General features: G+C 58.2%; 17 protein-coding genes. 13 read left to right on the forward strand and 4 right to left on the reverse strand.

The window, feature by feature from the left end:
• The first annotated feature begins 75 nt into the window (after nt 1–75).
• Together ICA15_RS24675 and ICA15_RS24680 are read left to right on the forward strand one after the other, a co-directional pair.
• The gene (locus tag ICA15_RS24675) at nt 76–381 is read left to right on the forward strand and encodes a DUF6482 family protein (protein ID WP_150602191.1); all 306 of its coding nucleotides are present in this window, start codon (nt 76–78) and stop codon (nt 379–381) included.
• Between the two features lie 123 nt (nt 382–504).
• Nucleotides 505–1122, forward strand: a complete 618-nt coding sequence (locus ICA15_RS24680) for an FKBP-type peptidyl-prolyl cis-trans isomerase (RefSeq protein WP_042561153.1) — start codon at nt 505–507, stop codon at nt 1120–1122.
• A gap of 132 nt (nt 1123–1254) precedes the next feature.
• On the opposite strand, the gene ICA15_RS24685 is transcribed toward ICA15_RS24680, so the two are convergent.
• The 3 genes from ICA15_RS24685 to ICA15_RS24695 all read right to left on the reverse strand — a co-directional run bounded on the left by ICA15_RS24685 (nt 1255) and on the right by ICA15_RS24695 (nt 3174).
• Nucleotides 1255–1512, reverse strand: a complete 258-nt coding sequence (locus tag ICA15_RS24685; RefSeq protein ID WP_003228365.1) for a hypothetical protein — start codon at nt 1510–1512, stop codon at nt 1255–1257.
• A gap of 207 nt (nt 1513–1719) precedes the next feature.
• Nucleotides 1720–2061 carry a zinc ribbon domain-containing protein YjdM gene (locus tag ICA15_RS24690; RefSeq protein WP_042561151.1) on the reverse strand — a complete coding sequence of 114 codons (342 nt, stop codon included), beginning with the start codon at nt 2059–2061 and terminating at the stop codon, nt 1720–1722.
• A 144-nt stretch (nt 2062–2205) separates the two neighbouring features.
• On the reverse strand, nt 2206–3174 hold the full coding sequence (locus ICA15_RS24695) for a polyprenyl synthetase family protein (protein WP_007909817.1): 969 nt from the start codon (nt 3172–3174) through the stop codon (nt 2206–2208).
• 240 nt (nt 3175–3414) lie between these two features.
• On the opposite strand from ICA15_RS24695, the gene rplU reads away from it, so the two are divergent.
• The 6 genes from rplU (at nt 3415) to ICA15_RS24725 (ending at nt 9328) form a co-directional block, all read left to right on the forward strand.
• On the forward strand, nt 3415–3729 hold the full coding sequence (gene rplU / locus ICA15_RS24700) for a 50S ribosomal protein L21 (RefSeq protein WP_003230856.1): 315 nt from the start codon (nt 3415–3417) through the stop codon (nt 3727–3729).
• 35 nt (nt 3730–3764) lie between these two features.
• The gene (rpmA, locus tag ICA15_RS24705; protein ID WP_003176049.1) at nt 3765–4022 is read left to right on the forward strand and encodes a 50S ribosomal protein L27; all 258 of its coding nucleotides are present in this window, start codon (nt 3765–3767) and stop codon (nt 4020–4022) included.
• A gap of 193 nt (nt 4023–4215) precedes the next feature.
• A complete protein-coding gene (gene cgtA, locus ICA15_RS24710; protein WP_150602194.1) occupies nt 4216–5439 on the forward strand; it encodes an Obg family GTPase CgtA in 1224 nt (407 codons plus the stop codon).
• 123 nt (nt 5440–5562) lie between these two features.
• The gene (gene proB, locus ICA15_RS24715; RefSeq protein ID WP_042561149.1) at nt 5563–6681 is read left to right on the forward strand and encodes a glutamate 5-kinase; all 1119 of its coding nucleotides are present in this window, start codon (nt 5563–5565) and stop codon (nt 6679–6681) included.
• A gap of 10 nt (nt 6682–6691) precedes the next feature.
• Nucleotides 6692–7159, forward strand: a complete 468-nt coding sequence (locus ICA15_RS24720; RefSeq protein WP_210554895.1) for a CreA family protein — start codon at nt 6692–6694, stop codon at nt 7157–7159.
• A 144-nt stretch (nt 7160–7303) separates the two neighbouring features.
• Entirely contained in the window at nt 7304–9328 is a 2025-nt protein-coding gene (locus ICA15_RS24725; protein ID WP_210554896.1) for a toxin-antitoxin system YwqK family antitoxin, read from the forward strand.
• A 125-nt stretch (nt 9329–9453) separates the two neighbouring features.
• Here the strand turns inward: ICA15_RS24725 and rpsT are convergent, their stop codons facing one another.
• Entirely contained in the window at nt 9454–9726 is a 273-nt protein-coding gene (rpsT, locus tag ICA15_RS24730) for a 30S ribosomal protein S20 (RefSeq protein WP_003228351.1), read from the reverse strand.
• Between the two features lie 252 nt (nt 9727–9978).
• Here rpsT and murJ point away from each other — a divergent pair, with 252 nt between their 5' ends.
• The 5 genes from murJ to fkpB all read left to right on the forward strand — a co-directional run bounded on the left by murJ (nt 9979) and on the right by fkpB (nt 16380).
• Complete coding sequence (gene murJ, locus ICA15_RS24735) at nt 9979–11517, forward strand: murein biosynthesis integral membrane protein MurJ (protein WP_150602196.1); 1539 nt, start codon at nt 9979–9981, stop codon at nt 11515–11517.
• A 129-nt stretch (nt 11518–11646) separates the two neighbouring features.
• A complete protein-coding gene (ribF, locus tag ICA15_RS24740; RefSeq protein ID WP_210554897.1) occupies nt 11647–12585 on the forward strand; it encodes a bifunctional riboflavin kinase/FAD synthetase in 939 nt (312 codons plus the stop codon).
• Between the two features lie 13 nt (nt 12586–12598).
• Nucleotides 12599–15430, forward strand: a complete 2832-nt coding sequence (gene ileS, locus ICA15_RS24745; RefSeq protein WP_210554898.1) for an isoleucine--tRNA ligase — start codon at nt 12599–12601, stop codon at nt 15428–15430.
• Nucleotides 15423–15935, forward strand: a complete 513-nt coding sequence (gene lspA, locus ICA15_RS24750) for a signal peptidase II (RefSeq protein ID WP_150617359.1) — start codon at nt 15423–15425, stop codon at nt 15933–15935. The genes ileS and lspA overlap by 8 nt, the downstream gene beginning before the upstream one ends.
• Before the next feature lie 7 nt (nt 15936–15942).
• On the forward strand, nt 15943–16380 hold the full coding sequence (gene fkpB / locus ICA15_RS24755) for an FKBP-type peptidyl-prolyl cis-trans isomerase (RefSeq protein WP_191624081.1): 438 nt from the start codon (nt 15943–15945) through the stop codon (nt 16378–16380).

Genomic DNA, 16380 nt, shown 5'->3' on the forward strand with positions numbered 1-16380 from the left:
TTTTTGGCTTGTGCTTTTTTGCCCGCAGGCATATCCCTGTAGACCTACTGGCTCGCCACTGCGTGAGGTGTGTTCATGAACCTGCAAGAGTTGAACGCGTACGCCATCGCCGGCAAGGTCGATGAGCTGAACCTGATCTCCATGGAAGGCGGCATTTACCTGCTCGAAGCGCGTATGCGTGGGGCGGCGTATCCGCTCAGCAACGCTCAAGGGCAGATGTTGACGCTACGCTCGGTCGAACATGCCCGTGATGTGTTGCATACCTTTCCGGTATTGCCGTTCAACCTCGTACACACCTCGGTACATGATGAAATGTGTGGCCTCGGCGCCAGTGGCGAGGAAAGTCTGAAAGTGCCGCTCGCCTGGCGTTCCGCGCTGTAGCCCCGTCGCCCCAAACGGCAGGGCATCTGTGCTAGTCTGCTCGCCCTTTTGGTTCCGGGCGCGCCGGGACGCGCTGTGTACGCACGGCACGTCTGTTGGCCGTCCGCACAGCGGAGCAGTGTCATGTCCGAAGTAAATCTGTCCACCGACGAAACTCGCGTCAGCTACGGTATCGGCCGTCAGCTGGGTGACCAGCTGCGCGACAACCCGCCACCGGGTGTCAGCCTTGACGCCATTCTGGCCGGTCTGACCGACGCTTTCGCCGGTAAGGAAAGCCGTGTAGGTCAGGAAGAAATGTCCGCCAGCTTCAAAGTGATCCGCGAGATCATGCAAGCCGAAGCGGCTGCCAAGGCTGAAGCTGCAGCAGGCGAAGGCCTGGCATTCCTGGCTGAAAACGCCAAGCGTGACGGCATCACCACTCTGGCTTCCGGCCTGCAATTCGAAGTGCTGACTCAGGGCGAAGGCGCCAAGCCAAGCCGTGAAGATCAAGTGCGTACTCACTACCACGGCACCCTGATCGACGGCACTGTGTTCGACAGCTCGTACGAGCGTGGCCAGCCAGCAGAATTCCCGGTTGGCGGCGTCATCGCCGGCTGGACCGAAGCCCTGCAACTGATGAATGCCGGCAGCAAATGGCGCCTGTACGTGCCGAGCGAACTGGCTTACGGCGCTCAAGGCGTCGGCAGCATCCCGCCGCACAGCGTTCTGGTATTCGACGTCGAGCTGCTGGACGTTCTGTAACACCTGGCCTGTCTGAATGACAGGCTAATGTGGGAGCCAGCCTGCTGGCGATAGGGTCGACACCGGTTTTTGTTCAAGACCGCGTTGATGCCGTCACCAGCAGGCTGGCTCCCACAGTTTTTTCCGTGACTCTCATATTTCAATCTTGTGATGCAGTTCATTGGTCGGGCGCAAGGCCCGGGCGTAGCAGAACAGGAACAGATTGCGCACCAGCTCCTTGAGCACCAGCGGCTCGCTGGAATTCAGGCTGCTGACATCCAGATCACCCTGATCCTGCAGCTCATGCAAGGCTTCTTCTTCAAGCACCGCACAGACTTCCCCGGTTTCCCGATGCAGGATTCTGAGGTAAGGGTGTGGGCGATCCAGCCAGGCGTCGATCAAATAAGTCATGGTTCTCATCTCCATTGAAAGGGTTTCAATGAGAATAATTCTTATTCATCAAATAGCAAGCGCCTATTGGCGGATTGCAGATTTTTCAGGGTAAAGATTGCGTAAGGTCAAAACGGCTGGCGCTTGGCTATTGCGTGGATGTGCTGAGGGAAACAGGGGAGGGCGGAGCTCCATCCCACGGCGGGCGCGGGATGGATGACAGCAGGATCAGACTTTTCTGACGAACTCGGATTTGAGCTTCATCGGGCCGATGCCGTCGATCTTGCAGTCGATGTCGTGGTCGCCATCGCACAAACGGATGTTCTTGACCTTGGTGCCGACCTTGACCACCAGCGACGTACCTTTGACCTTGAGGTCCTTGATCACGGTGATGGTGTCGCCGTCCTGCAGGACGTTGCCGACCGAATCTTTCTTCACGGCGTCATCGGAGGCTGCTTCGGCTTCGCCATTGGCAGACCACTCGTGGGCGCACTCCGGGCACACCAGTTGAGTGCCGTCTTCGTAGCTGTATTCGGAATTGCATTTCGGGCAGGGTGGCAACGTGCTCACTAGGGCTCCTTGAGAGGGGATCGCTAAAAGTCGCACATTGTATAGGGTTTCTCGGCTGCTGGCGCCAAAAGCAAAAAATCGCAGCCTCAACAGCTCTGTAGGAGCTGCCGAAGGCTGCGATCTTTCGATCTGTTTTCAGCGATTTCAGTGTGTACGGGCGACCGCAAACTCACTCAATTCAACCAGTGCATCACGGTATTCGCTGGCCGGCAGCGCTTCGAGGCACTTGATCGCGCGGGCCACGTAATCGCGGGCCAGTTGCGCGGTGTACTCAAGCGAACCGGAAGCTTCCACGGCGATGCGGATGCTTTCAAGGTCTTCGATCCCGCCTTTCTGGATCGCCTGGCGCACCAGTGCAGCCTGTTCAGGCGTGCCTTCGCGCATGGTGTAGATCAGCGGCAGGGTCGGCTTGCCTTCGGCCAGATCGTCACCGACGTTCTTGCCCAGGGTTTCTGCGTCGCCCTTGTAGTCGAGCAGATCGTCGACCAACTGGAATGCCACGCCCAGGTGATCGCCAAAGGTGCGCAGGGCTTCGCTCTGCTCGGCGGTCGCACCGGCCAGCGCGGCGGCGCTGTGGGTGGAGGCTTCGAAAAGCATCGCGGTCTTGCCGCGGATGACTTCCATGTAGGTTTCTTCGGTGGTGCTGGCGTCGCGGACCTTGGACAGTTGCAGCACTTCGCCTTCAGCGATGATGCGCGTGGCCTGCGAGAGGATCTTCATCACCGGCATCGAGCCCAGTTCGACCATCATTTCGAACGAGCGCGAGTACAGGAAATCGCCCACCAGCACACTTGGCGCGTTGCCCCACATGGCGTTGGCAGTCGAACGGCCACGGCGCATGCCGGACATGTCGACTACGTCGTCATGCAGCAAAGTCGCGGTGTGCAGGAATTCGATGGTGGCAGCGAGCAGGCGCATGTCATCGCCTTCGCGACCCAGGGCCTTGCCACACAGCAACACTAATAAAGGACGCAGGCGTTTGCCGCCGGCCGAGGTGATGTAATCGCCGATTTTCGATACCAGCGGCACTCGGGAAGTCAGCTGCTTCTTGATGATGCCGTCGACGGCGCTAAAATCGTCCGCCACCGCGCGGTAGAAAGCTTGGGGTTGCATCAGCGAGAGTCGCTCCAGAAGGGTTGCGCGGCATGCTAGGACCCCCGTCCAGACCTGTCAAGGCGCGATGGACGGCTACTTGCAAGCCTGCGATAGCTTGCGTACAATCGCGCACCCTGAACTTCCTGGGCAGCACCTGCCTTACGCAATTGCTAGCGGGCCTTCCAGCCCCATGCAGCCATGCCAGCCAATACCTCTTCTTATAAAGAGCTGGGTGAGCAGGATTATCGGAGAAACACCATGTCTTATGCAGTAATCGTTACTGGCGGCAAGCAGTACAAAGTCGCCCCAGGTGAATACCTGAAGATCGAAAAACTGGAAATCGCTACCGGCGAATCCGTTACCTTTGATCGCGTTCTGTTGGTTGCCAATGGCGACGACGTAAACATCGGCGCCCCAGTTGTTGCTGGCGCTACTGTTGTGGCTGAAGTGATCTCCCAAGGTCGTCACGATAAAATCCGCATCATCAAGTTCCGTCGTCGTAAGCACCACATGAAGCGTATGGGCCACCGCCAGTGGTACACCGAGATCAAAATCACCGGTATTCAGGCTTAATTTCAGCCTAATTCCTCACTAGGAGAATTGAACTCATGGCACACAAAAAAGCTGGTGGTAGTACCCGTAACGGTCGCGACTCAGAAGCCAAACGCCTTGGCGTGAAGATGTATGGCGGCCAGAAGATCATTCCGGGCAACATCATCGTGCGTCAGCGCGGCACCCAATTCCACGCTGGTTACGGCGTTGGCATGGGTAAAGATCACACCCTCTTCGCGAAAATCGAAGGCGTGATCAAGTTTGAAGTAAAAGGCGCGTTCAACCGCCGTTACGTGAGCGTTGTCGCGGCTTAATCGCGAGATCGCTGGAAGAGCCCTGTCTTGCGACGGGGCTTTTTCGTTTGTGGGGTGAGTCTCTTGCAAAACTGTTTGTATGGGCTGTCGGCGTGCGATACAGGTCGTGTTTTGGGGTCGCTGCGCTCATTTTTGCAAGAGTCTTATGTCTTGATTGTTTTTCGGCTCGTCCGTATGGCGAGAGGCGTTGGTTATGAAGTTTGTTGATGAAGTATCGATTCGAGTAAAGGCTGGTGATGGCGGCAATGGCGCCATGAGTTTCCGTCGGGAAAAATTCATCGAGAACGGTGGCCCGAACGGTGGTGATGGCGGTGACGGCGGTTCCATCTACATGATGGCCGACGAAAACCTCAACACCCTGGTTGATTACCGTTACACCCGGCACTTCGATGCCGAGCGTGGTTCCAACGGCGGCAGCACCGACTGCACCGGTAAAAAAGGTGAAGACCTGATTCTGCGCGTTCCGGTCGGCACGACCGTGATCGACTCCGCTACTCAGGAAGTCATCGGTGACCTGACCAAGGCTGGTCAGAAACTGATGGTGGTGCAGGGCGGCTGGCACGGTCTGGGTAACACCCGTTTCAAATCCAGTACCAACCGTGCGCCGCGCCAGACCACTCCGGGTAAACCGGGTGAGCAGCGCGACCTGAAACTGGAAATGAAAGTGCTCGCCGACGTAGGTCTGCTGGGCTTGCCGAACGCTGGTAAAAGTACCTTTATCCGTTCGGTCTCGGCGGCCAAGCCGAAAGTTGCCGATTATCCGTTCACCACGCTGGTGCCAAACCTGGGTGTGGTCAGCGTCGATCGCTGGAAGAGCTTCGTCGTTGCCGATATTCCAGGCCTGATCGAAGGTGCTTCCGATGGCGCCGGCCTGGGTATCCGCTTCCTCAAGCACTTGGCGCGCACGCGTCTGCTGCTGCACCTCGTCGACATGGCGCCGCTGGATGATGCCAGCGCTCCGGATGCTGCAGAAGTGATCACCAATGAACTCATCAAGTTCAGCCCGTCCCTGGCTGAGCGTGATCGTTGGCTGGTGCTGAACAAGTGCGACCAGATCCTTGAAGAAGATCATGAAGAGCGCGTCAAGGAGATCGTTGATCGCCTGGAATGGACTGGTCCGGTTTACGTGATCTCGGCCATTTCCAAGCTGGGTACCGAGCGTCTGTGCCACGACATCATGCGTTACATGGAAGATCGTGCCGATCGCCTGGCCAACGACCCTGTCTACAAGGAAGAGCTGGCTGATCTCGATCAGCGCATCGAAGACGAGGCGCGCGCGCAACTGCAGGCGCTGGATGACAAGCGTGCCCTGCGTCGCAGTGGCGTGAAGTCTGTCCACGACATCGGCGACGATGATTGGGACGAAGAAGATGTGGATGACGAAGACGGTCCGGAAATCATTTACGTGCGTGACTGATCCGTTGCGATAAACTTGAACGCCGCTCAATCGAGCGGCGTTTTAGTATCTGGAAATCGCAAGTCACAAATAACGTCATGGGCGGCGCTGGGTCGCGCTGCCCTCAAGCTAAGGTTGAAGATGATGCGGAGCAAGGTGACAGGTGCGCAGCGTTGGGTCGTGAAGATCGGCAGCGCTTTGCTGACAGCTGATGGCAAAGGGCTGGATCGCGCGGCAATGAGTGTCTGGGTCGAGCAGATGGTGGCCTTGCATGAGGCTGGCGTCGAGTTGGTGCTGGTGTCCTCCGGGGCGGTAGCGGCCGGCATGAGCCGCTTGGGCTGGACCGCACGACCCAGTGCGATGCACGAGCTCCAGGCGGCCGCTGCAATTGGTCAGATGGGTCTGGTGCAAGCTTGGGAATCAAGCTTCGCCGAGCATGGCCGGCACACCGCGCAGATTCTTCTGACTCACGATGACCTGTCCGATCGCAAACGCTACCTGAACGCCCGCAGCACCCTGCGGGCGCTGGTCGAGCTGAAAGTCATCCCGGTGATCAACGAAAACGACACGGTGGTGACCGACGAAATCCGTTTCGGCGACAACGACACGCTGGCGGCGTTGGTGGCCAACCTGGTGGAGGCTGATCTGCTGGTGATCCTGACGGATCGCGACGGCATGTTCGATGCTGATCCGCGCAACAATCCAGAAGCCCAACTGATCTATGAAGCGCGCGCCGATGATCCGAGCCTGGATGCGGTGGCGGGTGGCACCGGTGGGGCGCTGGGGCGCGGCGGCATGCAGACCAAACTGCGCGCAGCACGGTTGGCGGCGCGTTCCGGTGCGCACACCATCATTGTGGGTGGTCGGCTTGAGCGTGTGCTGGATCGCCTGAAAGCGGGCGAGCGCATCGGCACCTTGCTGTCGCCTGAGCGCGGCATGCTGGCGGCGCGCAAGCAATGGCTGGCCGGGCATCTGCAGACTCGCGGCACCTTGGTGCTGGATGATGGTGCCGTGTCGGCGCTGTCTCAAGGTAACAAGAGCCTGCTGCCGGTGGGCGTCAAGCTGGTGCAGGGCAGTTTTCGTCGCGGTGAAATGGTGGTTTGCGTTGCGCCGGATGGTCGTGAGATCGCTCGTGGCCTGGCCAACTACAGTGCGCTGGAAGCTCAAAAAATCATCGGTCAGTCGTCGGATGCGATTGTCGGTTTGCTGGGTTACATGGCTGAACCGGAACTGGTTCACCGTGACAACCTGATTCTGGTTTAAGGAAAATTAGATGCGCGTAGCAAAAGGATTGTTGGGTCTGTTGATGGCGCTGCCATTGCTGGCCTCGGCCGAGGAAATCGGTCAGGTGTCGACGGTGTTCAAATTTGTCGGTCCAAACGACCGGATCGTGGTCGAGGCGTTCGACGACCCCAAAGTCGAAGGTGTGACCTGCTACCTGTCGCGCGCCAAAACGGGCGGCGTAAAGGGCAGTCTGGGTCTGGCGGAAGATCGCGCCGAAGCCTCGATTGCCTGCCGTCAGGTCGGTCCGATCAAGTTCAAGGGCGAGCTGAAGGATGGCGATGAGGTGTTCAAGGAGCGCACATCGTTGGTGTTCAAGACCATGCAGGTGGTGCGTTTCCTCGACAAGAAACGCAATACGCTGGTGTATCTGGTCTATAGCGATCGCGTGATCGAGGGCAGTCCACAGAATGCGGTGACGGCCATTCCGATTTTGCCGTGGGTGCCGGTTCAGCCATAAGGCTGAAAACCATTACAGGGTCGAGTTGTTTTTCCAGGCCCATGGGTTGTGTGATTGAGGGCGAGCCGTTCGGCTCGCCTTTTTGTTTCTCATTGTTGAATTGATGTGCTTCAGGCGCGAAGGGATTCGTATGCGTTTTTTTTTATGTCGCTGATGGTGTGTTGCTCGCTGTCCATGCAAGTGCAGGCCGAACCGTTTTATGCCGGCAAGTCATTGGCGCACCCGGTGATTCAGTCTCAGGAGAGTGGCGCGACGTTGGCGTTTATTCGCGAGCCGGCGGGTGTTGTGGGGTATGCGTGCATGTGTGATGCGCCGACAGCCGTGCCGCAGATGCTCGACAATTTCGGTGATTCGAGCATTGAGTCAGTGTTCTACGCCAGTCTCGATAGCGATATGCAGACCTTGATTGTCCTGTCCCGAGCGGGTGGGCGAAATGGGCTCCATGGCTATCGATTCAGTGAGCGATCGGGCAAATATCGCAAGCTGAACAGTCTGCAGCCGGTTCTTGATCGCATTGCGAGCAATCAGAAGAAGCTCAATGCCGCACGGGTAGTGAGCGAGCTGAACAAGTTGCTGCCCTATGACTACGGTTATGAGGTGGCGACAACCGGCATCCCTGAATTCGATGCGCTCGATCCCACGGCTGGCACGCTGGTGGGCGAATTCGGTGTTGGTGGCGTTCCGGCCTCGGAGGGCGGCGAGCCATCAGAAGATGGTGTCTATGACGCCTACAAGAAAACCTTTCTGCAGCGTGAAGGGCGTTGGTTGACGCTGACCTACGAACGCACGCCGATGGCGGAGGGTGAGCTCGCTCCGGCCTTTCGTGTAACGCAAATGGCGTGGGAGTCTGACCCGAAACGTTATGTGGGCTCGGAGGACGGACCTCTCGTTAAGTTGTGGGGTGATCGTGTGCTGGAGCGAGGCGTGATGGTTCAGGGCAGGAAGACGGGTGACTGGATCGAGTTTGATGCAGCGGTCTCCGAGGCCTCGGGAGCTTATGCGAATGGTTTGAGGCAGGGCGCCTGGGTGATCGATGAGCGCCATAGTGTTTCAGAAGGTTTGTTCGTCGACGGTTTGCGTGAGGGGCGCTGGACGATCACTGCGTACGGTAAAGATGAAGATATTTCTGGTTTCGACACGTACAAGCAAGATGTTCTGGATGGCCCGGCAGAGCGAGTCAGGGGGAGTGAGATTATCTCTCGTGGCGAGTATCTGAATGGTCGGCAGAATGGTCGTTGGGTCAGTGGCGAAGGAGAGGGTGCTTATGTCTCAGGTGTCAGGGAGGGCGCCTGGACTCTGAGGCTGGACGGCGACCGTGTTCAAACCTTGTCATTTGTCGCGGGTAAAAAGGAAGGAGAGTTGCGCGAGGTTGATGGGGCGGGGGTGTTGCGATTGCTTGAGCACTACCGGGCCGGTGCGCTTGATGGCTTGAGAGAAACTTACGCTGCGAACGGCAAGCTGACCTATTCGGCGACCTACGTGGCGGGGCAGATCAAGGGGCGTGCGCTGACCTATACCGATGATGGTTCGGTACTGCTGTCTGACATCACCTGGCTTCATGGAAATAGAGAGGGACCCTTTCGTACCTATCACTCAAATGGTCGGTTAGACCGAGTGGCCATTTATGAGGCGGATGAGCCCATCGGCAACGATCAGTCATTTAATGAGGCTGGGGCGTTGGTTTCAGAAAGAAATTACTGCCATGTGGTCGATGGCAAGTACACAAGAATCAAGCCGTGTGGCCTGCAGCGTAGCTTTCGCGGCGATGGGGTTGCCTACTTCGAGGCCGATTACCTGTTCGGAGTCAGGCAAAGTGTGCGTCACGAGTCTTACGAGGGGCGAAAGGTCGAGGAAGTGCTACTGGGTGCGGATGATCGTGTGGTGCACAACGATTACTACCCCAATGGGCAATTGAAGTGCTCCGAGCCCATGCAGGGGTATCGTCTGATCACCGTTGAAGGTCGGGAATACAAAGACTATTCGTATGCGAAGCGTGAAGGTGAAATGGTCTGCTACTACTCGACTGGCGTCGTTGAGCGTCGCTTCAACTTCAAGGGCGGCGAGCTGGTAGGCTGTTACACCGGGTACGATGAGTCGGGCGTGCAGAACTTTCCGCCGCCAGAGGGGTGTCCTCCACCGAAGCCGGTCATGTTCAATTTTGGTGAGTAAGCCCGGTGAGTCGGGTGCGTACCCTTGACCGGGTGCGTGCCTGTTTGGGGTTGTGATGGAAGGAGCGCTAAATCGCAGGCAATAAAAAACCGACCCGAGGGTCGGTTTTTTAATGACTACGTCGCTTAGGCAGCTTCTTTCAGTGCCTTGACGTGGCCATTCAGACGGCTCTTATGACGAGCAGCCTTGTTCTTGTGGATGATGCCTTTATCGGCCATACGGTCGATAACTGGCACAGCCAGAACGTATGCAGCTTGAGCTTTTTCAGCGTCTTTTGCGTCGATGGCCTTAACTACATTCTTGATGTAGGTACGAACCATGGAACGCAGGCTGGCGTTGTGGCTGCGACGCTTCTCAGCCTGTTTTGCACGTTTTTTGGCGGAAGGTGAGTTGGCCACCGTCGAGCTCCTCGAAAGACTTTTTAGGAAATAGCAAACAAAATAGGCCGCGAATCATGCCGATGAAGAGAAGTCTTGTCAAGGGCACTTGAATCGTTCCGCTAAGTGGTAGGTATAAAGAGGCGGGATATTTATTTCCGGCGCTTGACCTGTAAACTCGCGAGCTTTGGCTCTGTGCTGCTGCGGCGCGGAGTATCGCACAAGTGGGCGCTTTATTCGCCTGCTGTTTATCGACAGGCACAAACTCCTTCAATGAATCTGCTCAAATCGTTGGCCGCCGTCAGCTCTATCACGATGATTTCCCGGGTTCTCGGGTTTGTTCGCGATACGCTGATTGCTCGAATATTCGGCGCCGGAATGGCGACAGATGCCTTCTTTATCGCCTTCAAATTGCCCAATCTGCTGCGGCGGATCTTCGCCGAAGGGGCTTTTTCCCAAGCGTTCGTGCCCATTCTTGCGGAATATAAAAGCCAGCAGGGCGAAGAAGCGACCCGCACCTTTATCGCCTATGTGTCGGGTTTGCTGACGCTGGTGCTGGCGCTGGTTACGGCGCTGGGCATGATCGCCGCGCCTTGGGTCATCTGGGCCACCGCCCCGGGGTTCACCGATACCCCGGAAAAATTCCAGCTCACCTCTGACCTCTTGCGGGTGACGTTCCCCTATATATTGCTGATCTCGCTGTCCTCGCTGGCCGGTGCGATCCTCAATACCTGGAACCGCTTCTCGGTGCCTGCGTTCGTGCCGACCTTGCTCAACGTCAGCATGATCGTGTTTTCGCTGTTCCTCACGCCCTACTTCGATCCGCCGGTCATGGCGCTCGGCTGGGCGGTATTGGTCGGTGGTCTGGCGCAGTTGCTGTTTCAACTGCCGCACCTGAAAAAGATTGGCATGCTGGTGCTGCCGCGCCTGAATCTGCGTGATACCGGCGTGTGGCGGGTGATGAAACAGATGCTGCCGGCGATCCTTGGCGTATCGGTCAGCCAAATTTCGCTGATCATCAACACCATATTCGCCTCGTTTCTGGTCGCCGGCTCAGTGTCCTGGATGTATTACGCCGACCGTTTGATGGAGTTGCCATCCGGTGTGCTGGGTGTGGCATTGGGCACGATTCTGCTGCCGACGTTGGCCAAAACCTACGCCAGCAAGGATCGCCACGAATACTCGCGGATTCTCGACTGGGGCCTGCGTCTGTGTTTTGTGCTGGTGCTGCCGTGCTCGCTGGCGCTAGGGATCCTCGCCGAACCGTTGACCGTCTCGCTGTTCCAGTACGGTCAATTCAGTGGCTTTGATGCTGAAATGACTCAGCGCGCATTGGTTGCCTATTCTGTCGGTCTGCTCGGGATTATCGTGATCAAAGTGCTCGCGCCGGGCTTTTATGCGCAACAGAACATCCGTACGCCGGTAAAAATCGCAATCTTCACGCTGGTCTGCACTCAGTTGTTCAACCTGGTATTGATTGGGCCGCTGGCCCACGCCGGGCTGGCTTTGGCGATCAGTGCCGGTGCGTGCCTCAACGCCGGGCTGCTGTTCTATCAGTTGCGCAAACAGCAGATGTACCAGCCGCAACCGGGTTGGGCCAAGTTCGGTTTCAAACTGATCGTGGCAGTGGCGGTGATGTCGGTTGTGTTGCTGATCGGCATGCATTTCATGCCGGCGTGGGATCAAGGCCACATGCTTGAGCGCTTCCTGCGTCTGGGCGCATTGGTGGCGGCGGGCGTGGTTGCGTATTTCGGTATGTTGCTGCTGCTCGGTTTCCGTCTGCGCGACTTCAATCGCAAGGCCTTGAGCTGAGGTTTTACCCTTTATGAATGGGCGCGGGCCGACAGTTTTGTCGGCTCGATCACTTTGCGTTACGGTGTTGCCTGTCGTCGACCGTCGGGTGTGGTTATAATCGACCACTTTATGAGCAAGAAGCGCGTTATGCAGCTGGTTCGAGGCCTCCACAACTTGCGCCCCCAGCATCGGGGCTGCGTCGCCACTATTGGCAACTTTGACGGTGTTCACCGTGGTCACCAGGCTATCCTGGCCCGACTGCGTGAGCGTGCGCTCGAGTTGGGCGTACCCAGCTGCGTGGTGATTTTCGAGCCGCAGCCGCGGGAGTTTTTCGCCCCCGACTCCGCCCCGGCGCGTTTGGCCCGGTTACGCGACAAGCTGCAGCTGCTGGCCGCCGAAGGTGTCGACCGGGTCTTGTGCCTGGCCTTCAACCAGCGTCTGAGCAAACTCAGCGCCAGTGAGTTCGTCGACACCATTCTGGTGGACGGGCTCGGCGTGCAGCATCTGGAGGTCGGTGACGATTTCCGTTTTGGCTGCGACCGCCTCGGCGATTTTGATTTCCTGTTGCAGTCCGGGCAGGTTCACGGTTTTACCGTCGAAGCCGCGCAAACCGTCGAGCTGGATGGCATTCGTGTCAGCAGCACCCAAGTGCGTAACGCCTTGGCCGCGGCCGATTTTGCCTTGGCCGAACGTTTGCTCGGTCGCCCATACCGCATCGCCGGTCGTGTGCTGCATGGCCAGAAGCTGGCCCGGCAATTGGGTACGCCCACTGCCAATATTCAACTCAAGCGTCGTCGTGTGCCGTTCACCGGGGTGTATCTGGTGGATGTCGACATCGACGGCAAGACCTGGCCCGGCGTCGCCAATATTGGCGTACGGCCCACGGTGCAAGGTGATGGCAAGGCCCACCTTGAAGTCCATCTTTTAGATTTTGCCGGCGATCTGTATGACCGGCGTTTGACGGTGGTTTTCCACCAGAAGCTGCGTGAAGAGCAGCGATTTGCCTCTCTGGAGGCGCTGAAAACGGCGATCAATGCGGATGTCGCCACCGCCCGTGCACTAGCCGCACCTAGCGCCCATCGCTAATGAAGAGCCTTAAATGACCGACTATAAAGCCACGCTAAACCTTCCGGACACCGCCTTCCCAATGAAGGCCGGCCTGCCACAGCGCGAACCGCAGATTCTGCAGCGCTGGGACAGTATTGGCCTGTACGGAAAGTTGCGCGAGATTGGCAAGGATCGTCCGAAGTTCGTCCTGCACGACGGCCCTCCGTACGCCAACGGCACGATCCACATCGGTCACGCTCTGAACAAGATTCTCAAGGACATGATCATCCGCTCGAAAACCCTTTCGGGTTTCGACGCGCCGTACGTGCCCGGCTGGGACTGCCACGGCCTGCCGATTGAGCACAAGGTTGAAGTGACCCACGGCAAGAACCTGGGCGCGGACAAGACCCGCGAACTGTGCCGCGCCTACGCCACCGAGCAGATCGAAGGGCAGAAGTCCGAATTCATCCGCCTCGGCGTGCTGGGCGACTTCGCCAACCCGTACAAGACCATGAATTTCCAGAACGAGGCCGGTGAAATCCGCGCTCTCGCTGAAATCGTCAAGGGCGGTTTCGTGTTCAAGGGCCTCAAGCCTGTGAACTGGTGCTTTGATTGCGGTTCGGCTTTGGCCGAGGCGGAAGTCGAGTACGAAAACAAGAAGTCGTCGACCATCGACGTGGCATTCCCGATCGCTGACGAAGCCAAACTGGCTGCCGCGTTCGGCTTGCCGTCGCTGGCCAAGCCTGCCTCGATCGTGATCTGGACCACCACCCCGTGGACCATCCCGGCCAACCAGGCGCTGAACGTTCACCCGGAATTCAACTACGCGCTGGTTGATGTCGGCGACAAGTTGCTGGTGCTGGCTGAAGAGCTGGTCGAAGCCTGTCTGGCTCGCTACAGCCTGGAAGGCTCGGTGGTTGCGACCACCACTGGTAAAGAACTGGAGCTGATCAACTTCCGTCACCCGTTCTATGACCGTCTGTCGCCGGTGTACCTGGCCGACTACGTCGAACTGGGCGCCGGCACCGGTGTGGTTCACTCCGCCCCGGCTTATGGCGTAGACGACTTCGTGACCTGCAAGAAGTACGGCATGGTCAACGATGACATCCTCAATCCAGTTCAGAGCAACGGTGTTTACGTGCCGACGCTGGAATTCTTCGGCGGCCAGTTCATCTGGAAGGCCAACCCGGCCATCGTTGAAAAACTGACCGAAGTGGGTGCGCTGATGCACACCACCGTCATCGAACACAGCTACATGCACTGCTGGCGTCACAAGACTCCGCTGATCTACCGCGCCACCGCGCAGTGGTTCATTGGCATGGACAAAGAGCCGGTCAGCGGCGACACCCTGCGTATACGCTCGCTCAAAGCCATCGAAGAAACCAAGTTCGTTCCGGCCTGGGGCCAGGCGCGCCTGCATTCGATGATCGCTAACCGTCCCGACTGGTGCATCTCGCGTCAGCGCAACTGGGGCGTGCCGATCCCGTTCTTCCTCAACAAGGAAAGCGGCGAGCTGCACCCACGCACCGTTGAGCTGATGGAAGAAGTCGCCAAGCGCGTTGAAGTCGAAGGCATCGAAGCCTGGTTCAAGATGGACGCCGCCGAACTGCTGGGCGATGAAGCGCCGCAGTACGACAAGATCAGCGACACCCTCGACGTCTGGTTCGATTCGGGCACCACGCACTGGCACGTCCTGCGCGGTTCGCACCCGATGGGCCACGAGACCGGTCCGCGTGCCGATCTGTACCTGGAAGGTTCCGACCAACACCGTGGCTGGTTCCACTCCTCCTTGCTGACCGGTTGCGCCATCGACAACCACGCGCCGTACCGCGAACTGCTGACCCACGGCTTCACCGTCGATGAGTCCGGCCGCAAGATGTCCAAATCCCTGGGCAACGTGATCGCGCCGCAGAAAGTCAACGACACCCTGGGCGCCGACATCATGCGTCTGTGGGTGGCTTCGACCGACTACTCCGGCGAAATCGCCGTGTCCGAGCAGATCCTGGCTCGCAGTGCCGATGCCTACCGCCGGATCCGTAATACCGCGCGCTTCCTGCTTTCCAACCTGACCGGTTTCAACCCGGCTACCGACATCCTGCCGGCTGAAGAAATGCTCGCGCTGGATCGTTGGGCGGTGGATCGCACCTTGCTGCTGCAACGCGAGCTGCAAGAGAACTACGGTGAATACCGTTTCTGGAACGTCTACTCCAAGATCCACAACTTCTGCGTGCAGGAGCTGGGTGGTTTCTACCTCGACATCATCAAGGATCGCCAGTACACCACCGGCGCCGACAGCAAGGCACGTCGCTCGTGCCAGACTGCGCTGTTCCACATCTCTGAAGCGCTGGTGCGCTGGATCGCGCCGATCCTCGCCTTCACTGCCGACGAACTGTGGCAATACCTGCCGGGCGAGCGTAACGAATCCGTCATGCTCAACACCTGGTACGAAGGTCTGACCGAACTGCCGGAAGGCTTCGAGCTGGGCCGTGAGTACTGGGATCGCATCATGGAAGTGAAAGTCGCGGTCAACAAAGAGATGGAAATCCAGCGCGCAGCCAAGGCTGTCGGTGGCAACCTGCAAGCCGAAGTGACGCTGTTTGCCGAAGAGGCTCTGACTGCCGACCTGGCCAAGCTGAGCAACGAACTGCGCTTTGTATTGATCACTTCGACCGCCAGCGTTGCGCCATTCGTGCAGGCTCCGGCCGACGCGGTGGCTACCGAAGTCAGCGGCCTGAAGCTGAAGATCGTCAAATCGGCTTTCCCGAAATGCGCTCGCTGCTGGCACTGCCGCGAAGACGTCGGCGTGAACCCGGAGCATCCGGAAATCTGCGGTCGTTGCGTCGACAACATCAGCGGCGCTGGCGAGGTTCGTCACTATGCCTAACGCCATTGGCCGTTTCGGACGGTTGGGCTGGCTCTGGTTGAGCTTGCTGGTGCTGGTCATCGACCAGGCCAGCAAGTTCTACTTTGAAAACAAGCTCGAAATGTTCCAGCAGATCGTGGTGATCCCCGATTTGTTCAGCTGGACCCTGGCTTACAACACCGGCGCTGCTTTCAGCTTTCTGGCTGACAGTTCCGGCTGGCAGCGCTGGCTATTCGCCCTGATCGCGATTGTGGTCAGCGCGGTGCTGGTGGTCTGGCTCAAGCGTCTGGGTCGCAACGAAACCTGGCTGGCCATCGCCTTGGCGCTGGTGCTGGGTGGTGCGTTGGGCAATCTGTATGACCGCGTGGCCCTGGGCCATGTGATCGATTTCATTCTGGTGCACTGGCAGAATCGCTGGTACTTCCCGGCGTTCAACATCGCCGACAGCGCTATCAGCGTTGGCGCGGTAATGCTGGCACTGGATATGTTCAAATCCAAGAAAACCGAAGAGGCCGCTCATGACTGAACAAGTATTGGCTGAGCAACGCATTGGCCAGAACACGGAAGTCACTTTGCACTTTGCATTGCGCCTGGAGAACGGCGACACCGTCGACAGCACGTTCGACAAGGCCCCGGCGACCTTCAAGGTCGGCGACGGCAACCTGCTGCCGGGTTTTGAAGCGGCGCTGTTCGGCTTCAAGGCCGGCGACAAGCGCACGCTGACCGTCGAGCCGGAAAACGCTTTCGGTCAACCGAACCCGCAGAACGTGCAGATCATCCCGCGCTCGCAGTTTGCCGACATGGAACTGTCACCCGGTTTGCTGGTGATCTTCAACGACGCGGCCAATACTGAGCTGCCGGGCGTGGTAAAAGAGTTCGATGATGCGCAAGTGACCATCGACTTCAACCACCCGCTGGCTGGCAAGACGCTGACCTTTGACGTGGAAATTTTCTCCGTCAAAGCGTTGTAA

This window comes from Pseudomonas sp. P116 (genome assembly GCF_020149425.1).
Classification (GTDB): Bacteria; Pseudomonadota; Gammaproteobacteria; order Pseudomonadales; family Pseudomonadaceae; genus Aquipseudomonas; species Aquipseudomonas anatoliensis.

Bases quoted from the DNA above. Each gene is read 5' to 3' on its own strand.
- ICA15_RS24675 (WP_150602191.1), top strand. From the start codon at position 76: ATGAACCTGCAAGAGTTGAACGCGTACGCCATCGCCGGCAAGGTCGAT.
- ICA15_RS24725 (WP_210554896.1), top strand. From the start codon at position 7,304: ATGTCGCTGATGGTGTGTTGCTCGCTGTCCATGCAAGTGCAGGCCGAA.
- rplU (WP_003230856.1), top strand. From the start codon at position 3,415: ATGTCTTATGCAGTAATCGTTACTGGCGGCAAGCAGTACAAAGTCGCC.
- ribF (WP_210554897.1), top strand. From the start codon at position 11,647: ATGCAGCTGGTTCGAGGCCTCCACAACTTGCGCCCCCAGCATCGGGGC.
- ileS (WP_210554898.1), top strand. From the start codon at position 12,599: ATGACCGACTATAAAGCCACGCTAAACCTTCCGGACACCGCCTTCCCA.
- ICA15_RS24685 (WP_003228365.1), bottom strand. From the start codon at position 1,512: ATGACTTATTTGATCGACGCCTGGCTGGATCGCCCACACCCTTACCTC.
- ICA15_RS24720 (WP_210554895.1), top strand. From the start codon at position 6,692: ATGCGCGTAGCAAAAGGATTGTTGGGTCTGTTGATGGCGCTGCCATTG.
- lspA (WP_150617359.1), top strand. From the start codon at position 15,423: ATGCCTAACGCCATTGGCCGTTTCGGACGGTTGGGCTGGCTCTGGTTG.
- rpmA (WP_003176049.1), top strand. From the start codon at position 3,765: ATGGCACACAAAAAAGCTGGTGGTAGTACCCGTAACGGTCGCGACTCA.
- murJ (WP_150602196.1), top strand. From the start codon at position 9,979: ATGAATCTGCTCAAATCGTTGGCCGCCGTCAGCTCTATCACGATGATT.
- proB (WP_042561149.1), top strand. From the start codon at position 5,563: ATGCGGAGCAAGGTGACAGGTGCGCAGCGTTGGGTCGTGAAGATCGGC.
- ICA15_RS24680 (WP_042561153.1), top strand. From the start codon at position 505: ATGTCCGAAGTAAATCTGTCCACCGACGAAACTCGCGTCAGCTACGGT.
- cgtA (WP_150602194.1), top strand. From the start codon at position 4,216: ATGAAGTTTGTTGATGAAGTATCGATTCGAGTAAAGGCTGGTGATGGC.
- ICA15_RS24695 (WP_007909817.1), bottom strand. From the start codon at position 3,174: ATGCAACCCCAAGCTTTCTACCGCGCGGTGGCGGACGATTTTAGCGCC.